This window comes from Streptomyces sp. 2131.1 (assembly GCF_900105515.1).
GTDB lineage: Bacteria > Actinomycetota > Actinomycetes > Streptomycetales > Streptomycetaceae > Streptomyces > Streptomyces drozdowiczii.
Genome location: NZ_FNSY01000001.1, coordinates 2,945,093 through 2,963,594 on the forward strand (window position 1 = coordinate 2,945,093; position 18,502 = coordinate 2,963,594).

General features: G+C 74.3%; 22 protein-coding genes. 5 read left to right on the forward strand and 17 right to left on the reverse strand.

Annotated elements, in window-relative coordinates:
- Positions 1-34 precede the first annotated feature (34 nt).
- On the forward strand, positions 35-733 hold the full coding sequence (locus BLW14_RS13155) for a pyridoxine/pyridoxamine 5'-phosphate oxidase (RefSeq protein WP_093707334.1): 699 nt from the start codon (positions 35-37) through the stop codon (positions 731-733).
- Between the two features lie 25 nt (positions 734-758).
- Here BLW14_RS13155 and BLW14_RS13160 read toward each other — a convergent pair whose 3' ends face one another.
- Together BLW14_RS13160 and BLW14_RS13165 are read right to left on the reverse strand one after the other, a co-directional pair.
- Positions 759-941 (reverse strand): ferredoxin, encoded by a 183-nt coding sequence (locus BLW14_RS13160; protein WP_093707335.1) that lies wholly within the window; start codon positions 939-941, stop codon positions 759-761.
- A 14-nt stretch (positions 942-955) separates the two neighbouring features.
- Complete coding sequence (locus tag BLW14_RS13165; RefSeq protein WP_093707337.1) at positions 956-2,206, reverse strand: cytochrome P450; 1,251 nt, start codon at positions 2,204-2,206, stop codon at positions 956-958.
- 169 nt (positions 2,207-2,375) lie between these two features.
- Here BLW14_RS13165 and htpX point away from each other — a divergent pair, with 169 nt between their 5' ends.
- Positions 2,376-3,287 (forward strand): zinc metalloprotease HtpX, encoded by a 912-nt coding sequence (gene htpX, locus BLW14_RS13170; protein WP_093707339.1) that lies wholly within the window; start codon positions 2,376-2,378, stop codon positions 3,285-3,287.
- A gap of 35 nt (positions 3,288-3,322) precedes the next feature.
- A complete protein-coding gene (locus tag BLW14_RS13175; RefSeq protein WP_093707340.1) occupies positions 3,323-3,907 on the forward strand; it encodes a PspA-associated protein PspAB in 585 nt (194 codons plus the stop codon).
- A gap of 4 nt (positions 3,908-3,911) precedes the next feature.
- Here the strand turns inward: BLW14_RS13175 and BLW14_RS13180 are convergent, their stop codons facing one another.
- The 5 genes from BLW14_RS13180 to BLW14_RS34465 form a co-directional block, all read right to left on the reverse strand.
- On the reverse strand, positions 3,912-4,505 hold the full coding sequence (locus tag BLW14_RS13180; protein WP_093707342.1) for a hypothetical protein: 594 nt from the start codon (positions 4,503-4,505) through the stop codon (positions 3,912-3,914).
- Positions 4,506-4,548: 43 nt separating this feature from the next.
- A complete protein-coding gene (locus BLW14_RS13185; protein WP_093707344.1) occupies positions 4,549-5,739 on the reverse strand; it encodes an eCIS core domain-containing protein in 1,191 nt (396 codons plus the stop codon).
- Between the two features lie 132 nt (positions 5,740-5,871).
- Complete coding sequence (locus tag BLW14_RS13190; protein ID WP_093707346.1) at positions 5,872-6,189, reverse strand: type II toxin-antitoxin system PemK/MazF family toxin; 318 nt, start codon at positions 6,187-6,189, stop codon at positions 5,872-5,874.
- Positions 6,186-6,500 carry a hypothetical protein gene (locus BLW14_RS34225; protein ID WP_143052007.1) on the reverse strand — a complete coding sequence of 105 codons (315 nt, stop codon included), beginning with the start codon at positions 6,498-6,500 and terminating at the stop codon, positions 6,186-6,188. Before BLW14_RS34225 ends, BLW14_RS13190 begins: the two co-directional genes overlap by 4 nt.
- Complete coding sequence (locus tag BLW14_RS34465; RefSeq protein WP_177153965.1) at positions 6,481-6,645, reverse strand: hypothetical protein; 165 nt, start codon at positions 6,643-6,645, stop codon at positions 6,481-6,483. The genes BLW14_RS34225 and BLW14_RS34465 overlap by 20 nt, the downstream gene beginning before the upstream one ends.
- A gap of 179 nt (positions 6,646-6,824) precedes the next feature.
- On the opposite strand from BLW14_RS34465, the gene glsA reads away from it, so the two are divergent.
- The gene (glsA, locus tag BLW14_RS13205; protein ID WP_093707352.1) at positions 6,825-7,856 is read left to right on the forward strand and encodes a glutaminase A; all 1,032 of its coding nucleotides are present in this window, start codon (positions 6,825-6,827) and stop codon (positions 7,854-7,856) included.
- Here glsA and BLW14_RS35140 read toward each other — a convergent pair whose 3' ends face one another.
- From BLW14_RS35140 to BLW14_RS13255, 10 genes are all read right to left on the reverse strand, one after another.
- A complete protein-coding gene (locus tag BLW14_RS35140; protein ID WP_256333001.1) occupies positions 7,857-8,033 on the reverse strand; it encodes a DUF397 domain-containing protein in 177 nt (58 codons plus the stop codon). It lies immediately after the preceding gene.
- Between the two features lie 112 nt (positions 8,034-8,145).
- The gene (locus BLW14_RS13215) at positions 8,146-9,252 is read right to left on the reverse strand and encodes an NADase-type glycan-binding domain-containing protein (protein ID WP_093707354.1); all 1,107 of its coding nucleotides are present in this window, start codon (positions 9,250-9,252) and stop codon (positions 8,146-8,148) included.
- The gene (locus BLW14_RS13220; protein ID WP_093707356.1) at positions 9,249-9,821 is read right to left on the reverse strand and encodes a phage tail protein; all 573 of its coding nucleotides are present in this window, start codon (positions 9,819-9,821) and stop codon (positions 9,249-9,251) included. Before BLW14_RS13220 ends, BLW14_RS13215 begins: the two co-directional genes overlap by 4 nt.
- Positions 9,818-11,773 (reverse strand): putative baseplate assembly protein, encoded by a 1,956-nt coding sequence (locus BLW14_RS13225; protein ID WP_093707358.1) that lies wholly within the window; start codon positions 11,771-11,773, stop codon positions 9,818-9,820. Before BLW14_RS13225 ends, BLW14_RS13220 begins: the two co-directional genes overlap by 4 nt.
- The gene (locus BLW14_RS13230; protein ID WP_093707360.1) at positions 11,773-12,180 is read right to left on the reverse strand and encodes a GPW/gp25 family protein; all 408 of its coding nucleotides are present in this window, start codon (positions 12,178-12,180) and stop codon (positions 11,773-11,775) included. The genes BLW14_RS13225 and BLW14_RS13230 overlap by 1 nt, the downstream gene beginning before the upstream one ends.
- On the reverse strand, positions 12,177-12,494 hold the full coding sequence (locus BLW14_RS13235; protein WP_093707362.1) for a PAAR domain-containing protein: 318 nt from the start codon (positions 12,492-12,494) through the stop codon (positions 12,177-12,179). Before BLW14_RS13235 ends, BLW14_RS13230 begins: the two co-directional genes overlap by 4 nt.
- A 27-nt stretch (positions 12,495-12,521) precedes the next feature.
- Positions 12,522-14,291, reverse strand: a complete 1,770-nt coding sequence (locus BLW14_RS13240; protein WP_093707364.1) for a VgrG-related protein — start codon at positions 14,289-14,291, stop codon at positions 12,522-12,524.
- Complete coding sequence (locus BLW14_RS13245) at positions 14,288-14,977, reverse strand: CIS tube protein (protein WP_093710712.1); 690 nt, start codon at positions 14,975-14,977, stop codon at positions 14,288-14,290. The genes BLW14_RS13240 and BLW14_RS13245 overlap by 4 nt, the downstream gene beginning before the upstream one ends.
- An 85-nt stretch (positions 14,978-15,062) precedes the next feature.
- Entirely contained in the window at positions 15,063-15,488 is a 426-nt protein-coding gene (locus BLW14_RS13250) for a phage tail protein (RefSeq protein ID WP_093707366.1), read from the reverse strand.
- Between the two features lie 30 nt (positions 15,489-15,518).
- Complete coding sequence (locus BLW14_RS13255; protein ID WP_093707368.1) at positions 15,519-17,396, reverse strand: hypothetical protein; 1,878 nt, start codon at positions 17,394-17,396, stop codon at positions 15,519-15,521.
- A gap of 466 nt (positions 17,397-17,862) precedes the next feature.
- On the opposite strand from BLW14_RS13255, the gene BLW14_RS13260 reads away from it, so the two are divergent.
- Positions 17,863-18,414: a hypothetical protein gene (locus tag BLW14_RS13260; protein ID WP_093707370.1), complete on the forward strand. Its 552-nt coding sequence runs from the start codon at positions 17,863-17,865 to the stop codon at positions 18,412-18,414.
- Positions 18,415-18,502 lie beyond the last annotated feature (88 nt).

Genomic DNA, 18,502 nt, shown 5'->3' on the forward strand with positions numbered 1-18,502 from the left:
GTCGGCCGGGGCTTCGCGGCGTAGCGTCGGCCGTATGACCGACGCACTCGATCCCGCCGCCCGGCAGTCCTTCCTCGATCTGCTGCACGCACAGCGCGTCTGGGAGACCGATCTCCCCGCCTTCGGCCCGGAGGGCGCGCCGCCCACGCCGCACGCCCTGTTCTTCGCCTGGTTCGCCGAGGCCGTCGCGGCCGGACAGACCGAGCCGCACACCATGCACCTGGCCACCTCGGACGCCGACGGCCTGCCCGACGTACGGACGCTGATGCTGCACGACGTGGACGAGCGCGGCTGGCACTTCGCCACGCACTCCACCAGCGCGAAGGGCGGCCAGATCGCCGCCCGCCCGTACGCCGCACTCGGCTTCTACTGGCCGGCGCAGGGCCGCCAGGTCCGCGTCCGGGGCGGCGTCACCGCGTGCCCCACCGCCGAGAGCGCCGCCGACCTGCACGCCCGCTCGACGGGGGCCCTCGCCTCCGCCCTGGTCGGCCACCAGAGCGAGATCCTCGACTCGCCGGCCGACCTCGCCCGCGCCTCCGACGCCGCCTGGGACCGGGCGCGCGAGGAGCCGGACGCGGAGGTGGAGAGCTGGACGCGGTACGTGGTCGAGCCGCGCGAGGTGGAGTTCTTCCAGGGCGACGCCCGCCGCCGCCACGTCCGCCTGCGGTACCGCCGGACGGCGGACCCGGCGACGGGGGCGGGGGCGTGGGAGCGGGAGCGGCTGTGGCCGTGAGGGACGGGGCGGCTCGCGCAGCCCCTCAGCCGCCCACCCTGATCGCCCCCACCGGGCACGCCCGTACCGCCTCCGCCACCATCGGGCCCGGCTCGGCCTCCGGCAGGAGTTCGCTGAGGCCGTCGTCGTCCTGGGTGAAGACCTTCGGGGCGGCCAGGGCGCACTGCCCGGCCCCGACGCACACGTCCTTGTCGATGTCGATCCGCATGGCTCGCTCCTCCTTCACCAGGTCACCGGCAGTTCCAGCAGCCCCTGCACCGTGTCGCCCGGCTTGATCGGGACCTCCTCCGGCGCCACCGCCAGCCGCAGGCCCGGCAGGCGGCGGAAGAGGGCGGGCAGGGCGATCTCCAGTTCGGCGCGGGCGAGGTTCTGACCCAGGCACTGGTGGATGCCGAAGCCGAACGCCACGTGGTTGCGCGCCCCGCGCCCGAGGTCCAGCTCGTCCGGGGAGGCGAAGGCGGACGCGTCCCGGTTGATCACCGCGGTGGACAGCAGCACGCCCTCCCCCGCCCGCACCGTCTCCCCGCCGACCTCGATGTCCTCCACCGCCACCCGGGAGAGCCCGTCCGCGATGGACAGGTACCGCAGCAGCTCCTCCACGGCGGCCGGTACCGCGTCCGCGCCGCCACCGGTCAGCCGGGCCAGCTGGTCCGGGTGCCGGAGCAGCGTGAACGTACCGAGCGAGATCATGTTCGCGGTCGTCTCGTGGCCGGCCACGAGCAGGATCTCGGCCAGCCGGACCAGCTCCTCCCCGCCCACCGCCCCCGTCTCCAGGTGCTTGGCGATCAGCTCGTCCAGCAGCCCGTCCCCCGGTTCGCGCCGCTTGTGCGCGATCAGCTCGCGGAAGTACGCGTCCAGGTCCTCCCGGGCCGCGACCACGTCCGACGGCTCGGGCCCGCGCAGCAGCCGGCGCGAGCGGTCCTCGAAGAAGTCGTGGTCGGCGTACGGCACACCGAGCAGCGCGCAGATGACCATGGACGGCACCGGCAGTGCGAACGCGCCGACGAGTTCGGCCGGCGGCCCCTGCTCCACCATCGCGTCCAGCAGCCGGTCCACGGTCTCCTGGATGCGGGGCCGCAGCGCCGCCGTCCGGCGGACCGTGAAGCTCGGGATCAGCATCCGGCGCTGGGTGTTGTGCTCCGGGTCGTCGACCCCGAGCAGTTCCACGCGCCGCTGCTTGATCGCGGCCAGCCGGGGCGCGAACAGCGGGAAGTCCGGGTTCGAGCGGTCGGAGGACAGCCGGGGGTCGGCGAGCAGCGCCCGCGCCTCGGCGTGGCCGGTGACCAGCCAGACCGTACGGCCGTCGAAGAGGCGGACGCGGGACACCGACCGCTGCCCGCGGCTCGCGCTCGGGTAGCCGGCGGGCGGGTGGTAGGGACAGGTGCGGTCCTGCGGGAAGGCAACGGGGTCGGAGGCAATGGACTCGGAGGCAATGGACTCGGAGGCAATGGGCTCGGACTGGGTCTCTGTCATGACGGACCTCGCAGCGAGGGGGGTGGGTCCTGCCGATCACTCTCACTAGATGCCTCAGGCACCTACTTGGCCTAGGTCATGTTCGGCCATACCCGGTGAACGGAGCGAGAGCATCCACTTTCAGCCGCCGAGGAGCACCATGGAGACAGGCGAGGACTGGAGGGCACCCATGGCCAGAACCCGTAGCCGGTACGCCACCGACCGTGGCCTGACCACCCGCATGGTGACCACCATGTTCCTGATCGGGCTGCTGTACGTGGTGCTGGTCGGCGTGCTCCTGGCCGTGCTGCGCGGGTCCTGGCCGATCATCCTGGTCCTGACCGGCGGCATGTTCGTCGCCCAGTTCTGGTTCAGTGACCGGATCGCGGCGTTCAGCATGGGCGCCCGGGAGGTCTCCCCCGCCGAGGCGCCCGAACTGCACGGCGCGATCGACCGGATCTGCGCTCTTGCCGACATGCCGAAACCACGCGTGGCCGTCGCGGAGAGCGATGTGCCGAACGCCTTCGCGACCGGGCGCAGCCAGAAGTCCTCGCTGGTCTGCGCCACGACGGGGCTGCTGCGCAGACTGGAGCCGGAGGAGCTGGAGGGGGTCCTCGCGCACGAGATGTCGCACGTGGCGCACCGCGACGTCGCCGTGATGACGATCGCCTCGTTCCTCGGCGTGCTGGCCGGGATCATCACCCGGGTGGCGCTGTGGGGCGGCTTCGCCCGCAACAGCCGCGGCAATGACCCCTCGGGGATCATCATCATGCTGATCCCGCTGGTCAGCGCGGTCGTCTACGCGCTGAGCTTCCTGCTCACCCGGCTGCTCTCCCGCTACCGCGAGCTGTCCGCCGACCGCACGGCCGCCCTGCTGACCGGCCGCCCCTCGGCCCTGGCGTCCGCCCTCACCAAGGTGAGCGGCCAGATGGCCCGGATTCCGACGGAGGACCTGCGGAAGGCGGAGCCGTACAACGCCTTCTACTTCGTCCCGGCCTTCGCCTCGAAGGAGAGCATCGGCCGGCTGCTCTCCACCCACCCGACGCTCGAGCAGCGCCTCGACCAGCTGGCCCGCATCTCGGCGGACCTGTCCCGCCCGTGAATCCTCGTGGAGGAGCCCGTCCGTAAGGAGTCCCCGTGGGCCTGCTCGACACGATCCTGGGCCGCAGCAAGCCGGTCCGCCCCGACCTCGACCAGCTCTTCGCCGTCCCGTCCGCCGCGCTGACCCTCCAGGCGGCGACGGGCCTCACGCCGACGGGTCTGGGATCGGTGTGCTTCGCGGGCGTGGAGGGCTCCGCCTTCGCCCGCGTCCAGCAGGACGTACGCGAACTGCTCGACGCGGACACGGTGCGCGGCGGCGTCCCGGTGGAGTTCAGCCGGGACGCGTACGGCTACACCTGGCTGCTGGCCCGGCAGGCGCCCGAGGACACGGCGGCCCTGGTCAACGACCTGCACGCGGTGAACACCCTGCTGCAGGACGGCGGCTTCGGCCCGCAGCTGCTGTGCTCGCTCGTCGGCTTCCGGGACGGGCGGGGGCGGGCGCTGGCGCTGGTGTACCTGTACAAGCGCGGCACGTTCTACCCATTCGCCCCGGTCCCGGGTGGCCCCGGGAAACGCGACAACCAGCTGGAGCTGGAGGTCCGGGCCGCCCTGGGGGACGACCTGCGCGTGGAGCAGGACCTGTCGCGGTGGTTCCCGGTGTGGGGGGCGCCGGGGCTGTGACGCGTCACCGGGGGCGGAACAGCTCGTCGTCGTGGTCCGGGAAGATGCGCGGCATGTCCTGCCGGAAGCCGGTGACCTCCGCGCTGTCCTCGTAGCCCCGGCACAGGGTCTTGGGCCAGTACCAGTAGCCGCGCGAGGCGATGAGGAGGTCCACGTACTCGGTGAAGGTGCGGCCGGTGGGGGCCAGCTCCTCGCCGAAGTAGTGGTAGCTCACCGTCTCGGCGAAGGTGCCGTCCTCTCCCCGTTCGAAGGCCGCGCACGCCTCCGGGGTGAAGAAGTCGAAGGGCACCACCGGGCGGAACTCCTGCTCGCCGCCCGGGAACCAGGTGATCCCGCTCCAGTCCCCGAGCACCCGGTCCAGCGGCAGGATGTCGGCCACACCGCGGTTCGCCCCGTCGCCCTCGGTAGAGCGCCACTCCAGCGTGAAGGACCCCACCTCGCGGTAGAACTCCTCCACCCCGGCGGGGAGCCCCTCCGCGAGCTCGCCGATACGGTCCGGAGGGAGGGGGTCGGTCAGTTCGTGTTTCAGCAGCTCGACGCGGGGATTCTCCCGGAGTTCGGCCACCAGCGCGTCGAGTCGGTGCCTTGCGTTGCTCATGTGTGTGTCGCCCGTCGCCTGTCGGTTCCACCGGTCGGAGTGCCTACATGTTGTTGTTCTCGATCTCCCATGAGTCCCAGCCCACTTCCTTGCCCTTGGCGTCGTACAGGGTGTATTCGGCGGAGATCTTCCAGGGGAGACCGACGGAGTAGATGTTGTCGAAGTCGAGGGCTTCCTGCGACCCCGGCGTCATCTTCATATCGGCCGATGTGGGGTGCTTGCTGAAGTCCGCCGTCACGTGGTAGCGGGCGGTGTAACCCTGCTGGAGGATGGCCGCCTTGAGCTTCTTCTCGACCTTGGCGTGGTGCTGGCTGTTGGCCTGCCTGACCAGCGGAGTCAGGTTTTCCAGATGCTTGCCCGAGCCGCCCAGATTGTGGTTCAGCAGGTGCCCCTGGACCATGTAGTTCTTGAACCAGTCACCGATCGGGGTGCCGCTCGGCGGCCACCAGGCGGGCTGCACCTGGGGCGCCTCGCCCGTCCCCAGGGCGCCCGCGAAGAGCTCGCCCTCCATCTTGACGCCCACCTTGCCCGCCGTGCCGTTGACGGTCACGGTGAGCGCCCCCTGCGGGTAGTCGACGCGCTGGTTGTACCCCGTGAGCTTGACGCGCTGCACGACCGCCTGGTGCCCGGGCCGGCCGGGGGCCGCCGCGAGCTCTTCCCGCTGTACGGGGGCGGGGCCCCGCATGACCCGGGTCGCGTTCGCCTCCGCCGCCCGCTCGAACCGGTCGGACGGGTCCGATACGCGCAGTCCCGAGCCGTTGTCCGTACCGGCGACCGGCCCCCGGCGCTGCTGGATGACGTGCGTCAGCTCATGGGCGAGCGTGTGCTTGTCGGCCCCGCCGTCGCCGATGACGACATGGTGCCCGGAGGTGTAGGCACGGGCCCCTACCTCGGCGGCCGATGCCCTGGCGGCGGCGTCGGTGTGAATGCGTACGTCGGAGAAGTCCGCCCCGAGCCGGGACTCCATCTCACTGCGCACGGCGCTGTCCAGCGGCCGGCCACCCGAGCGCAGCACGTCCGTGACCGCCGAGCGCTGCACCGCGTGCTCCGCCTCGTCGCCGCAGTGCGGGTGCCCGGCGGCCCGCAGCATCTGGACGACGGCCGCGTTCCCCAGGCTGCCCTGGAGGGCGAGGAGTTCGGTGGCGGGCACACCGGCGGCGGCGCCGGGCCTACGGGCCGCCGCGTGCCCCCCTCGATCCGCGCCGGTCTTCTCAGCGCCGTCCTGGCCGCGCATGGGGCCCTCTTCCTGCCGGAGGTATGACCCCTCCTGCATACCCCGGCACGTGCACCCGGTTCCAGGTCCCCCGGGGCAGAGTTGACTGGCCCGGGAGCGCAGCCGCCGGGGCCGGCCCGCACCTGTCGCGGCTCAGAGGGCGAGGACGTGCCGCAGAGCCGTGGCGACCTTCACCATCGTCTGGTTCGAGAGCGCGCCGAGGTCTCCTATGATCTCGTCCCTGTACATGGGGCCCAGATCGTCGCAGAGCACGCGCCCCACGAGTGGTTCACCGGCCTCCAGCTCGACGATGCTCGCCAGCGGAGGCTTCACCGACGTAGTGATGCGCACGACCAGGACGTCGTTGAGCGCCCGGTTGCGCGCGTTGTTCGAGACCACGAGCCAGGGTTTGGGACCTGCGCCGAGGTCGGCGCGGTACACGCGTCCACGGATGGGAACGATCTCGCTCATTCACCGGTCCCGACTCGGCTCCGCCGACGGGCCCCGCGAGCCCGTACAGCTGCCTCGTACGCCCGGTCCTCCTCGTCGTGGGCCGCCGCGAGAGCGGCGTAGCCGTTCTCCATGGCCTTCTCCTCCACCGCGTGACAGCCGGCGTGCAGCAGCGCACGAAGCACTTCGGCTTCGGACGTGTCGCCGTCCACTCTTATGCCCGTCACCTGCCACAGGGCCTGGTTCTCCGGAGTGCCGTGGAGCCGGAAACGCCGTATCGCGTCTTCGAGCGGCGTGTCCAGAGGGACGCTTTTACGAACCACAGCAGCCATGCATCACAGGATGCAGCAGATAGTGCTGCACGTCAAAGGCCGAAATGGCGGCGAGGGCCGACGCAAGGGCGCTCGAACCGAACGGGCCGACGCCCTCGGACCGTTTCTCGTCGTCCGGACGGGCCAGCTCCTCGTCGCGACGCACCCGCGTCAGCGTAGTGAGGAGCCCGTTCCGCGCCCGGCAGCCACTCGGGACGCCATCGGCCATACGGGGGCTGTCGGGACCGGGGCCCGTATTGCGTGGCGGCACCGGCCGGACCGTGCGCTACAGGTGGGGGCCGGAAGCGGTCGAGGACGCCCGGGGCGGGCATCAGGAGGTACGGAATGGCCGGCGTGCTTCACAACACCGGTGACACCCCGGACGCCCGGACGGCGCAGGCGGCCGTCTCCACCGGGCGGCTCCCGACCGCCGAGGCCGTACGGACGACGCTGGACGGCGTACGCCGCCGGTTCCAGGAGGACCGTGAGGGGCAGGTCCCCGACTACATCCCGGAACTCGCCGAGGTCGACCCCGAGCTGTTCGGCATCGCCGTCGCCCACGTGAGCGGCAACGTCTACGCGGTCGGCGACGCGGAACACCCGTTCTCGATCCAGTCCGTCTCCAAGCCGTTCGTCTTCGCCCTGGTCAACCAGGAACTCGGGCGCGACACCGTCCGCACCCGGATCGGGGTCAACAGCACGGGCCTTCCGTTCAACTCGGTCCTGGCCGTCGAGCTCAACCACGGCAGCCCGATGAACCCCATGGTCAACGCGGGCGCCCTCGCCACCACGGCCCTGGTCCCGGGCGAATCGCCCGACGAGCGCTGGGAGTTCGTCCGCCGGGGCCTCTCCCGCTTCGCCGGCCGCGAACTGCACGTGGACGAGCGGGTGTACGCCTCCGAGGCCGGCACCAACCAGCGCAACGAGTCGATCGCCCGCCTGCTGGACAGCTACGACGCCCTCGCCGGGGACCCCGTCGCCACCACCGACCTCTACACCCGCCAGTGCTCCCTGACCGTCTCCGCCCGCGACCTCGCGGTCATGGGCGCGACCCTCGCCAACGGCGGCGTCTGCCCCCTCACGGGCGAGCAGGTCGTGGCCGCCGGAGTCTGCCGCGACACCCTCTCCGCGCTGGCCACGGCGGGCCTGTACGAGCGCAGCGGCGACTGGCTGTACGAGGTGGGCGTGCCGGGCAAGAGCGGGGTCTCCGGCGGCATCATCACCGTCGCCCCCGGCAAGGGCGGGCTCGGCGTGTTCTCACCCCGCCTGGACGAGGCGGGCAACAGCGTGCGGGGGCAGCGCGTCGCCCACTTCCTGTCCGCGGCGCTCGGCATGGACCTGTTCGCCTCGACGGCCCATGGCACCCCCGCCCAGTGATCAGTGCGCGGTCGCGTGGCCCAGAAAGGCGGTCCAGGCGGCGGGGTCGACGGCGAAGGTCGGCCCGTCGGTGACCTTGCTGTCGCGGACGTGGACGGAGTGGGGGCATGCTCCGACGTTCTCGAAGCCGCCGGGGCCAAGGCTCTCGTTCTGACCGGAGCCACCGGATACAGCGATCAGGCCGCTGCCCAGCGGATGGTCGCCCTCCGGCTCGTCCACGGCGAGACCGGGCTGACCGCAGCTGACCTGCTTGAACCTGTCAGATAGGTGAGTGCCGACGCGCCTGCCTCTAGGTCCGCTTGAAGTACTCGATCTCGCCCAGGGCGATCGGGTGGCCGTTGGCCCGGCCCGCCGCCTCGCGGATCGTGAAGCGGATCGACACGACGTCGCTGATGCCAGTGCGCAGGGTCTGCTCGCCCGGCTTGTCGGCGAGGGTCATCGTCTTCTCGTGGGTCTTGCCGTCCTTCGTCGTGATGGTCAGGTCCGCCCGGGTCGGCCGCGCGCCCTTCTGGAAGACCTCCGGCTTTGTCGAGATGCCCGTGTGGACCGTGATGCCGACCAGTCGGAACGGGTCCTTGAACTTCGCGGTCAGCGCGTCGCCCACCTTCGGGGCGCCCCAGTACGAGTTCGTCACGCCGTCCGTCGCCGCCTTGGCCGGGTGGTCGGGGGCGGACGCGGTCGCGGAGACGTGGGCCGGGGAGACCTCGCCCGTGCCGCCGAGCTTGTCGCGTACGTCCTCCACGACGAAGCGCCCGGCCGGGATCAGCAGGAAGCCCGCGACGAGGAGACCCACGATCACCAGGGCTGTCAGGCTGCCGCGCAGCAGCCGCCCCGAGCCCGCGCGGACGCGGTGGTTGAAGGGCCAGCGGGTGCGCCACCAGGGCAGTTTCGCCGCCTGGGCCTGCGGCTTCAAGGGCTTGGCGCAGTTGCGGCAGAACGTGCGGCCCGGCCGGTTGTTCGTCCCGCAGGAGGGGCAGGGCTCGCCGTCCGGTTCGTCGTCCACCGTCGCCGTACGGACCGTGGGGCGCGCGGCTGTCGGCATGCCGGGCAGGACGGCCCCTACGGGCTCCTCCGCCGGTTCCGGCTCCGGCGGCTTCGGCCGGCTCGGCTGTACGGGGGCGGGCGCGGGGCTCCGTGGGGCGGGGGCCGGTCGGGGCTCCGGCTCGGGGTCCGGCTCCGGGGTCGGTTCCGGTGCTCGGGTCGGCTCCGGGGCGGGCGCGGCGGGGCTCGGAGCCGTGCGCCGTTCCGGTTCCGGGGCGGGCGCGGGGGCCGGTTCCGGCGCGACCGGCTCCGGGGCGGGCCGCCGGGACGACCACCCCAGGTACGTACCGCAGCTCCCGCAGAAGTCCTCGTCCTCCGCGTTCGCGGCGCCGCAGGCGGGGCACGGGCGGGTCATGTCGGGCTCCCTGTGGTGTCGGCCGGGGTGCCCGGCAGGATCTCCACCCGGGCGGTCAGGTGCGCCGGGCAGGAGGCGCGGACGACCGCCAGGACGCGGGTGGCGTCCAGCGGGCGGCCGGGGGCGGGCCGGATCCGTACCAGCAACTCGCCCGTCGGGGCGGGCGGCAGGGCGGAGTCCGGTTCCGAGGACCATGTGACGCCGCCGCCGTCCTGGATCTCCGCCTCGGCGCCGAAGCAGAGGCGCAGGAGGTCCGTGAGGCCCCCGCGGGTGCCCCGGCGGCGGTGGAGTTCGGCGGCGCGGGCGATGGTGGCGCGGCGGCGGTCCTCCGGCCAGGCCGGGTCGATGCCCGCGTCGACCCAGGAGGACAGCCAGGGCAGGAAGTCCGGCGGGGTGAGCGCGGGGTCGAAGTAGGCGGGGAGGTTGTCGAGCGTGGACAGGACCGGGGCGAGGACCGTGTCCAGGCCCGCCGTGAAACGCTGGGCGAAGTCGTCGTCCGCGTACATGGCGGGCAGCAGCGCGCCGATCGGGTAGCGGCTGGGGAGTCCGGGGACGGCGGCCCTCGTCATGAGCGCTCCCCGGACGCGGTGACCGCGATCTGGTGCTGGTGGGAGAAGACCAGCGCGTTCGGGGCGACGTCGACGCGGTCCACCGCGCCGCCGCGCCGCCCGGTGAGGGGGTCGGCGGGAAACAGGCGGACCTCCTCGACCAGGCGGACGCCGGGCACGGACTGGAGGACGGCGAAGACCTCCCCGTACTGCACGGGCCTGCCGAACGGCCAGCCGGTGCCGTCCGCGCCGCCCCGGAGCGGGTCGATGTGGCGGAACAGGGCGTCGAGCGCGGCGGCTCGGACGGCGTCCGTGTCGCCCTCGTCGGCGACGAGCCCGGCGACGACGGTGACGCCCTGGTAGGAGGGGGGTTCGACGACCAGGCGGGTGCCGACGAGGCGTCGTTCGTCGAGCCGGCCCGCGACCGCCGCGAGCACGGAGTCCGGCGGGATCAGCTGCTCGAAGCGGAGCCTGCCGCCCTCGTCGGGGACCGCGTCGGGCACGACCAGGACGCGGACCGCGCCGCCCTCGCCGGGGGCGGCGGGCAGGCAGCGGACGCGGCGCAGCGAGGGCGCGGCCTCGCGGGCGATGGCCTCGTGGTCCTCGGCGGTGACGGCCCTCTCCTGGACGCGGAGGATCTGCGGCGCGCGCAGCTTCGCGTTCTCGACGGTCTCGCCGTCCACCCCGCCGCGCGCCGCCTCGCGGTTGGCGACGCCCGCCACGTACGGGACGGAACTGCGCAGGACGCGGATCGCGCCGCGAGCCACGTTGCCGGCCGCGCCGCCGCCCGTGCGGTAGCGGGTGAGGCGGATGTGGGCGCCCTTCGGGGGCACCGCCCCGTACGCCCGCATGGTGCCGTCGGCCTCGCGGACCTCGGGCGGGAAGGCGAACCGGCCCGCGACGGGGTCGACCTGGACGTGCCGGTCGGCCGGACCGGAGGCGGCGAAGTGGTCGACCGGGGTCCAGGTCTGCCAGCCGCCGTCCGAGGACACCTCGACGAGCGGGGGTTCGCCGTCGAGCAGGACCGGGGTCCGGGGCACGGCGAAGGTCTGGCCGGCGACGCCCTCGGAGGTGCCGAGCGGGACATCGAGGACGGTCTCCGCGTGTTCGACGCCGGCCGTGCCGCCGACGGTGAAGACCTCCGCCTCGCGGATCGTCGGGGACTCGGAGTAGAAGGGCTGGCCGGGCACCACGTCGGTGACCCGGCAGCGCAGCCAGCCGGCGCGGGTGCCGGCGGTGACGGACTCGGTGTGCCCGGCCGGCACGAACACCGTGACCTCACCGGGCTTGTTGAGGCCGCCGGTGGAGTCGGTGCCGGTGGCGCAGGGCGCCCAGCGGGCGCCGTCCCACGCCTCCCAGACCAGCGGCGGCTGCCGGGGGTCGACGCCGACGCCCTCCACCCGGCTGTCCAGGCGTACGGCCACGATGCAGCGGGGCACCGCGGTCGGCAGGCCGAACAGCAGGGCGTCGCCGGGCTGGGGGCGGGACTGGAAGCAGGGGATGTCCTGGCCGTCGGCGAGCGGTCCGGTGCGGTCGGTCTGGTCCCCGGCCGCCGGGACGGTGACCAGGCGGACCAGGGAGCTCGGCACGATCGCCAGGTCCTCGTCGGTTGAGAAGACGACCGCGTCCTCGGTCTCGCCGCGCGCGGTCGCCACCTCCGTACCGGCGGGCAGCCGCACGGTGTCGGGCTGCGGGGCCGACAGCCAGAAGTCGACGTCGGCGCGGGCGGCCGTCGGCGGGAACAGCCGCACGCCGAGCAGGTCCAGGAAGGCGTGGTAGTTGCGGTCGGGCACCCGGTTCAGCCGGTAGAGCAGCTGGTCGACCATGTACGCGAACGTCTCGATCAGGGTCACCCCGGGGTCCGACACGTTGTGGTCGGTCCACTCGGGCGTGCGCTGCTGGACGTACCGCTTGGCCTCGTCGACCAGTTGCTGGAAACGGCGGTCGTCCAGGTTGGGCGGGGGCAGGGACATCAGCGGGCTCCCGCCTCGGGGATCGTGTAGAAGGGGAAGACGAGATTGCGCAGGTCGTTGGTGGACCGCACGGTGTAGTGCACGTCGATGTAGAGGGTGCCCTCCTCGACGGTGTCGAACGCGACGACCACGTCCCGGACCTCGATGCGCGGCTCCCAGCGCTCCAGGGAGCTGCGCACCTCGTGGGCGATGCGCCCGGCGGTGGCGCCGTCGCCGGGGGCGAAGACGTACTCGTGGATGCCGCAGCCGAACTCGGGGCGCATGGGCCGTTCGCCGGGCGCGGTGCCGAGGACCAGGCCGATGGCCTCCTCGATCTCCTGCTCGCGCTCGACCATGCCGATGCCGCCGGTCGCGCCGACGCGAAGCGGGAAGCCCCAGCCCCGGCCGATGAAGCCGTGCTCGCTCATATCGGGCCCCCGATCAGGACGTTGGGCGCCCCCATGACGATCTTCGCGCCGCAGGTGGTGGTGTCGCCCATGCGGGCGGCGGGCAGCCCGCCGATGAGGACCGCGGCGCCGACGGCCGCCGCCGGGTTCGGCATGATCACGTTCCCCGGGCCGAGCAGGGCGTGCGGCGGCACGACGCAGACGTGCAGGCTTCCGGTGACGGCGGCCGGCTTGCCGCCGATCAGCACGGTGGCGACGGCCACCGCGCCCGGGGGCGGGGTGCCGATGACGCCTCCGTGGACGGTGGGGTCGCCCGTACGGGCTGCCTGGGGCATGACTGGTCTTCTCCTAGGTGGGGCGCGTCAGTTGATGCGGACGAGTGCGGCCTTCAGGACGGCGAGCAGGCCGCCGTCGACGGTGACGCCGGTCTTGCCGCTGACCGTCACCTGCTTGCCCTTCAGATGGATGTCCCCGACGCCCGCGTCGAGCGTGATCCCGGTGCGGCCGAGCGACAGGGAGCTGAGGACCCGGGAGGTGCCCCGGGCGTACACCTTGAGCGCGATCTCGCCGCGCCGCTCGTCGAGCATGATCTCCAGCTGCTCGTCGCCGGTGGCCAGCCGCACCCCGGACGGGCCGCGCGGGGTGTCGAGCAGCTCGATCCGGTTGCCCGAACGGGACACCAGGGAACGGCGGTTGACCTTGCCGCTGGTCGGGTCGACGAGCGGGACGTCGTGCGGGGACGGCTTGTCGACACCGTTGTAGAGCCCGCCGAGCACGTACGGACTGTCGATCAGCCCCTGTTCGAAACCGACCAGCACCTCGTCGTTGACCTCGGGGCTGAACACCCCTCCGCCGCCCTGGCCGCCCCACTGGACCGTACGGACCCAGTCGGTGACGTACGTGTCGTCGAGCCAGGGGAACTTCAGCTTCACCGAGCCGCGTTCCTTGCCCCGGCCCTCGCGGATGTCGGTGACCACGCCGATCGCGAGGCCCGGCATCCGGGGGCCCGGCACGGGTGCGCCCTGCCCTCCGGTGAGGCCGGTCAGCGAGCGGTCCGGGTCGGTGCTGACCAGGACGGTCGTGCGGTAGCCGTCTTGCGGGTCCAGGGTGTGGTGGGCGGCGGTCGCGGTGTAGCGGCCGGCGAACGCGGGGCCGACGTTGCCGAGAGCGACCGGTTCGCCGGCCCGCAGCTTCGGGTTGCCCTCGGCGACCGCCTCTATCTCGCCGAAGCCGGAGGAGATCCGGCCCGCCACGGCACCGGCGACCGCGCGGACCTCGGCCTGGGTGCGGTACGGGGTGTCCGCGACGGTCATCCGGGCGTTCTTCCCGAACAGGGCGGCGGCTGTGGACGGGTTGGCGCCCGGGGTCACGGTGTCGGAGCGGATCGCCTGCTCGCGGTGGACGACCCGGACCTTGTTCTCCACGTCCCAGCCGCGCACCTCCACGCTGTCCGCCCCGTCCGCGCCGGTCAGGACGGCCCGGAGCGCCAGCAGGTTGCGCCCGTACTCCAGCACCATCGGGTGCTTGGTCGCGGAGGTGGACGGGGCGGGCGCCGAGGAGGCGGGCTTCGGCTTCACGAACTGGAGCAGGCCCTTCTCGTCCACCCGCACGTGCGCCCCGCACTCCCCCGCGAGGTACTGCAGGAAGTCCCAGTCCGAGATGTTGGGCTGGGTGAGCTGCTTGTACATGACGGGGGCCGCCTCGACCTTCCCGCACGGCAGCCCGGCCCCGGCGGCGACCTTGCGGACGATGTCGGCGGCCTTCATGTTGCGGAACGCGACGACCTTGCGGCCGCGCCGCAGCCGGTGCGCCTTGGAGAAGGCGCGGACGACGGTGAACGAGCCGGTGGTGTCGCTGTCCAGCTCCAGCGCGGTGACCTCGCCGGTGAACAGCCGCTCGCGCGCCCGTTCCTGGACGGTGACCACGGAGATCTTCAGCTCGGTGCCGATGGTGATCCCGGTGGCGGTCAGCAGCGTGTGGTACGGGTCGCGGTACGTGAGCACGGCGCTGTCGGGCAGCCCCACGTTCTCGTCGACCGCGCAGCTCACCAGCTGCGCGGCCCACGCCTGGGGCAGCTCGGCGGGCGCCTCCACGATCGGGTCGGCGGCGAAGGAGCGGGCGGGTCCGGTCACCGGAGTGCCTCCTGTGCGCCGTCCTCGGCCGCGCTGTCCTCCAGCGCGGGGACGAGGAGTTCGCTGCCCGGGAGCAGCTGCATGGGGTCGTCGATGTCGTTCGCCTCCGCGATCGTGCGCCAGGCCGTGGCATCGCCGTACTCCCGCCAGGCGAGCAGCGGCAGGCTGTCCCCGGCGACGACGGTGTGCGTACGCCGTGCCTCCCGCGAGCCGGACGTCGGGTTCTGCCCGGCCGGGTCGACGCTCGCCTCCTCGATGGACAGCGAGCAGGTGGCGCGCAGCGGCTTCCCGTCCACGTCGAAGAGCGTGTACGAGACCGAGAGGCTGGAGAGCACCCCGTCGAACGACGTCGTCCTGGACGTCCCCCAGTCGAACCGCACCCAGGGGCTCGACGGCTTCTTCCGGCCCAGGCTGCTCGGTGTGGGCACGCAGGCCGACATCAGCTGCTCGACCGCCCGCTCCACGGAGTTGTCGTGGGTGGCGGTGGCGTCCAGGAACACGTCCAGGGACAGCGAGCGGGGTCCGCTGCCCACGAACTCGGGCAGCGCGGACTCCCCCGCCGTCCGGGACGGGGTGCGGCGCCACTCGGTGGACTTGCGCAGGGAGAGCGACGCCGGGTTGAACTGGAGCGTGAGCCGGGCGAGGGTCCCGCCGGGCTTGGAGCCGACGTCGGACGGCGGCTCCATGATGGTCAGCTGTGCGCGGGCACGGCTCGTGCGGGATGCGGCCGGCACGGGGTCCCTCCATCCAGGTCTGGTTCTTGACGGTTCATCAGGACGGCACCAGGCCCTCGTGGGCGATCTCCAGCGACTCGACCGCCGCCTGGGAGCTGGCCGGGTCGAAGGAGGGCCCCTGCCAGCGGACCGGGACGATGCCCTGGACCTGCCAGCTGACGATCCGGCTGAGGTCGGGGCGCAGGGCGACGATCTCGCCGTCCTTGCGCTCGACGCGCTGCGTCGTCTCGTTCAGCCAGCGCGCGATCTTGAGCGTGTCGGCGGTGACGGGGCGGGTGAGCGTGATGTTCGTCCAGGTGATCCGCCCCGGCAGCTGCCAGGTGAACCCGTTGTTCCCGCCCTCGGCGTACTGCTCGATCTCCACCTCGGCGCCCAGCCCCGAGCAGGTGTGGAACGCGCCGAGGTCGCTGCCGCCGATCGTGAGCTTGAAGAACACGCTCGTCGCGAAGATGTTGTCCGTCATCGGTTGCTTTCCTTGTCAGCGCTTTCCTGGTCAGCGGCGGCCGTCGTACGGGCGTCCGGAACGTTCCCGGCCCCGCCGCAGGTCCGCCCGGAGCAGCCGGGCGACGGGGTCGATGAGGCGGCGGGCGAGGTCTTCGACGTCGAGGTCCGCTTCCCGCTCCTGCCCGGGCCGCTGGGGCGCGGGCGCCGGGGCGGGCTGCCGCTGGACGACCGTGACCGGGACGCCGGCGAGGCCGGCTTGGGCGACGGCGCGCTGGACGGCTTGCGCGTCCGCTCGCGCGGGCGGCTCGGTACGGAGGGTCGTCGGTCGTACGCCTCCGGGCTCGGCGGCCCGGGTGGCCGTCTCCACCGCCCCCCGCGTCGCGAGGCGCTGCACGGGGGCGGCGGCGCCGCCGGGCCGGGGGGTGCCGGGCGGATGCGGGCGGACGACGGGGGCGTGTGCCGCTTCGGGGAGCGGCGGCTCCTGGCCGGCGGGCGGCCCGGTGCGGGCCGGCAGCGGTGCGTGGGGGCGCGGCGGGGCGACGGGGTCGGCGGCGACGCGCTGGACGACGTGGGCGGCTTGCGCCGGCTGGGGTGCCTGGGGTTGCTTGCGCTGCCAGGTCGCCGGTACGACGGGCCGGGTCGCGGCCCCGGCGGACGGACGGGCGGTGAACCCTTCGGCCGCCCCGGTACGCACGGCGAGCGTCCGCCCGGTGAGCAGGGCACGGGCCCGCTGCACGGGAGCGGGCCGGGGGGCGCGGCGCGAGGGGACGGGACGGACGCGGACCGGGCCGTCGGGGGTGCGTTGCACGGCGGGCGGCTGCACGGCGGGCGGCTGCGCGGGGGGCGCGGTACGCAGGGGCATGGCGGGAGGCGCGGCGGCCCCCGGCGGCCCGGGGCGCGCGGCGTCGCTCGCGGTGCCGGCGGTCGGCGGAAGGGCGGACAGGGGCGCGCCGAGGCCGCCCCGGGTGCGGGCATGGGAGCCGGGGCCGGTGGGCGGGGCCGGGTGCGCGGGGTCGGCACTGTCGGGGGTCTGCCGTTGGACCACGGGCAGCGCGGGGCCGCCCGTGGTGCGTGTGGGCGGGGCGAAGGGGGCCGCGCCTGCGGGCATTTCGCGCAGGGGCTTGCCCAGGGTGGGGCGCGCGGCGGGCGGGCGCTGCGCGTGGCCGTGCCCGGCCCGCTCGGTGGGTGCCGGGCCGGCCGGTTCGGCGGTGTGCCGCTGGACCACGGGCGGGGGGACGTCCCCGGCGGAGGTGGTCTCCGCCGCGACGACGGGGCCCGGGGTTCCCGCTCCCCCGGCGGGCGAGGCCGTCGGCGGCTGCCCGCCCAGGGTGGGGCGTACGGAGCGTTCGGCGTCCGGTCCGGTACGCGGACGCTCCTCGCGGGCCGGCCGGCCGGTCACCGGGGACGCGGGGGCCTCCGCCTGCCGCTGGACGACCGGAAGATCCGGTCCGGGGGGCGTCGGCCTGGCGGCCGGAGCCGTCGCGGTGGGCGGTTCGGAGCGCGCGCCCAGCGCGGGGCGCACCACGGGGGCGTCCGGCTCGGACGGCGCCCGCCCCACACCGGCGGGCGGGCCCGGCCGGCCGGCTCCGGGCAGCAGTTCGCCCGGGGGCGGCCCTGGGGCAGGGCCTACCGCAGGAGCGGCGGGCGCGGGCGCGGGCGCGTCCGACTGTGGCCGGACCATCGGGAGGTCCGGCCCGGAGGGCGTCGGCCGGGTGGCCGGGGCCGTCGCGGTGGGAGGTTCGTCGGTGCGCGCGCCCAGCGCGGGACGTACCACGGACGCGGCGGACGCGGACGCGTCCGGCAGCCGCTGGGCGACCGGGCGGCCGGCCTCCGGCCCCGCCCCGGCGGCAGACCCCGACGGGCCTGCCCCGGCGGGCCGTTCGCCCGCACGCGTGGTGCCGGACGCCTCCTGCTGTCGCTGGACCACCGGCAGCTCCGGCCCCGCCGGGCCCGCACCGGCGGGCAGTTCGCCCGGGCTCGCGCCTCGCGAGGGGCGCACCACCGCGGCGCCGGACGCGGGCGCGTCCGCCTGCCGCTGGACCGTCGGCCGACCGGGCCCGGCGTCAGGGCCTGACGGGCGCGCCCGGTGGGGCAGTTCACCCAGGGGATCGCCCAGCGCAGGGCGTACCGCAGGAGCATCGGACGCATCCGCCTGCCGCTGCACCACCGGCAGCCCCGACCCCGACGGGGTTCCCCCGGAGGGCAGGTCACCCAGGGGTTCACCCGGCGCAGGCCGTATCGGAGGAGCATCGGAGACGTCCGGCTGCCGCTGCACCACCGGCAGCTCGGACCCCGACGGAGCAACCCTGGCACCGGGCTCCGGCCCCGACGGGGTTCCCCCGGAGGGCAGGTCACCCAGGGGTTCACCCGGCGCAGGCCGTACCGCAGGAGCGGTGGCCGCACCCGCCCGTCGCTGCACCACCGGCAGCCCCGCCCCCGCGAGCTCCCCGTCCGAGGCGGGCGTCGGACCCGTCCCCGGCGGCGGCGCTCCCCGCGACTCGCCCCGCCCGGTGCGCACCGCACCCGCCCCCGCGACCGGCGCGGGCACCCCGGACGACGGGACGGCGGCCACGGTGCGCGGGGCCGCCTTCGCCGGGCGGCGGGCGATGATCAGCGGGGGCGCCGTGCGGCGGGCCCGTACCGGCGTCGAACCCGGCTCCGGGGATGCCGTCGGCTCGGCGGCCCGCGCCGAGGCGGACACCACCCGGACCGCGCGCCTGGGCGCGCTCGCGCCCCGACCCGTGCGGGGAGCCGGGCTCGTCCCCGTAACCCCGCCGGAAGGCGCGGCGTCGTCCTCCGGGGACGCGGCGGCGGACACCGCGCGGAGCACCAGCGGGGCGCCCTCGGGCGTCCTGCGCGGGGTGCCGGGTGTGCGGGTCACGCCCTGGATGCGGCCCACCGGGGCGGACGGCAGCACCGCGTGGCCCAGGTCGCCGTCGCTGTAGGCCATGTTCTGCCAGGACGCCAGGCGGGAGCGGAAGCGCAGGCCGTCGCTGACGCCGATCGAGGAGCGGGCGACGGTCACCGTCGGCG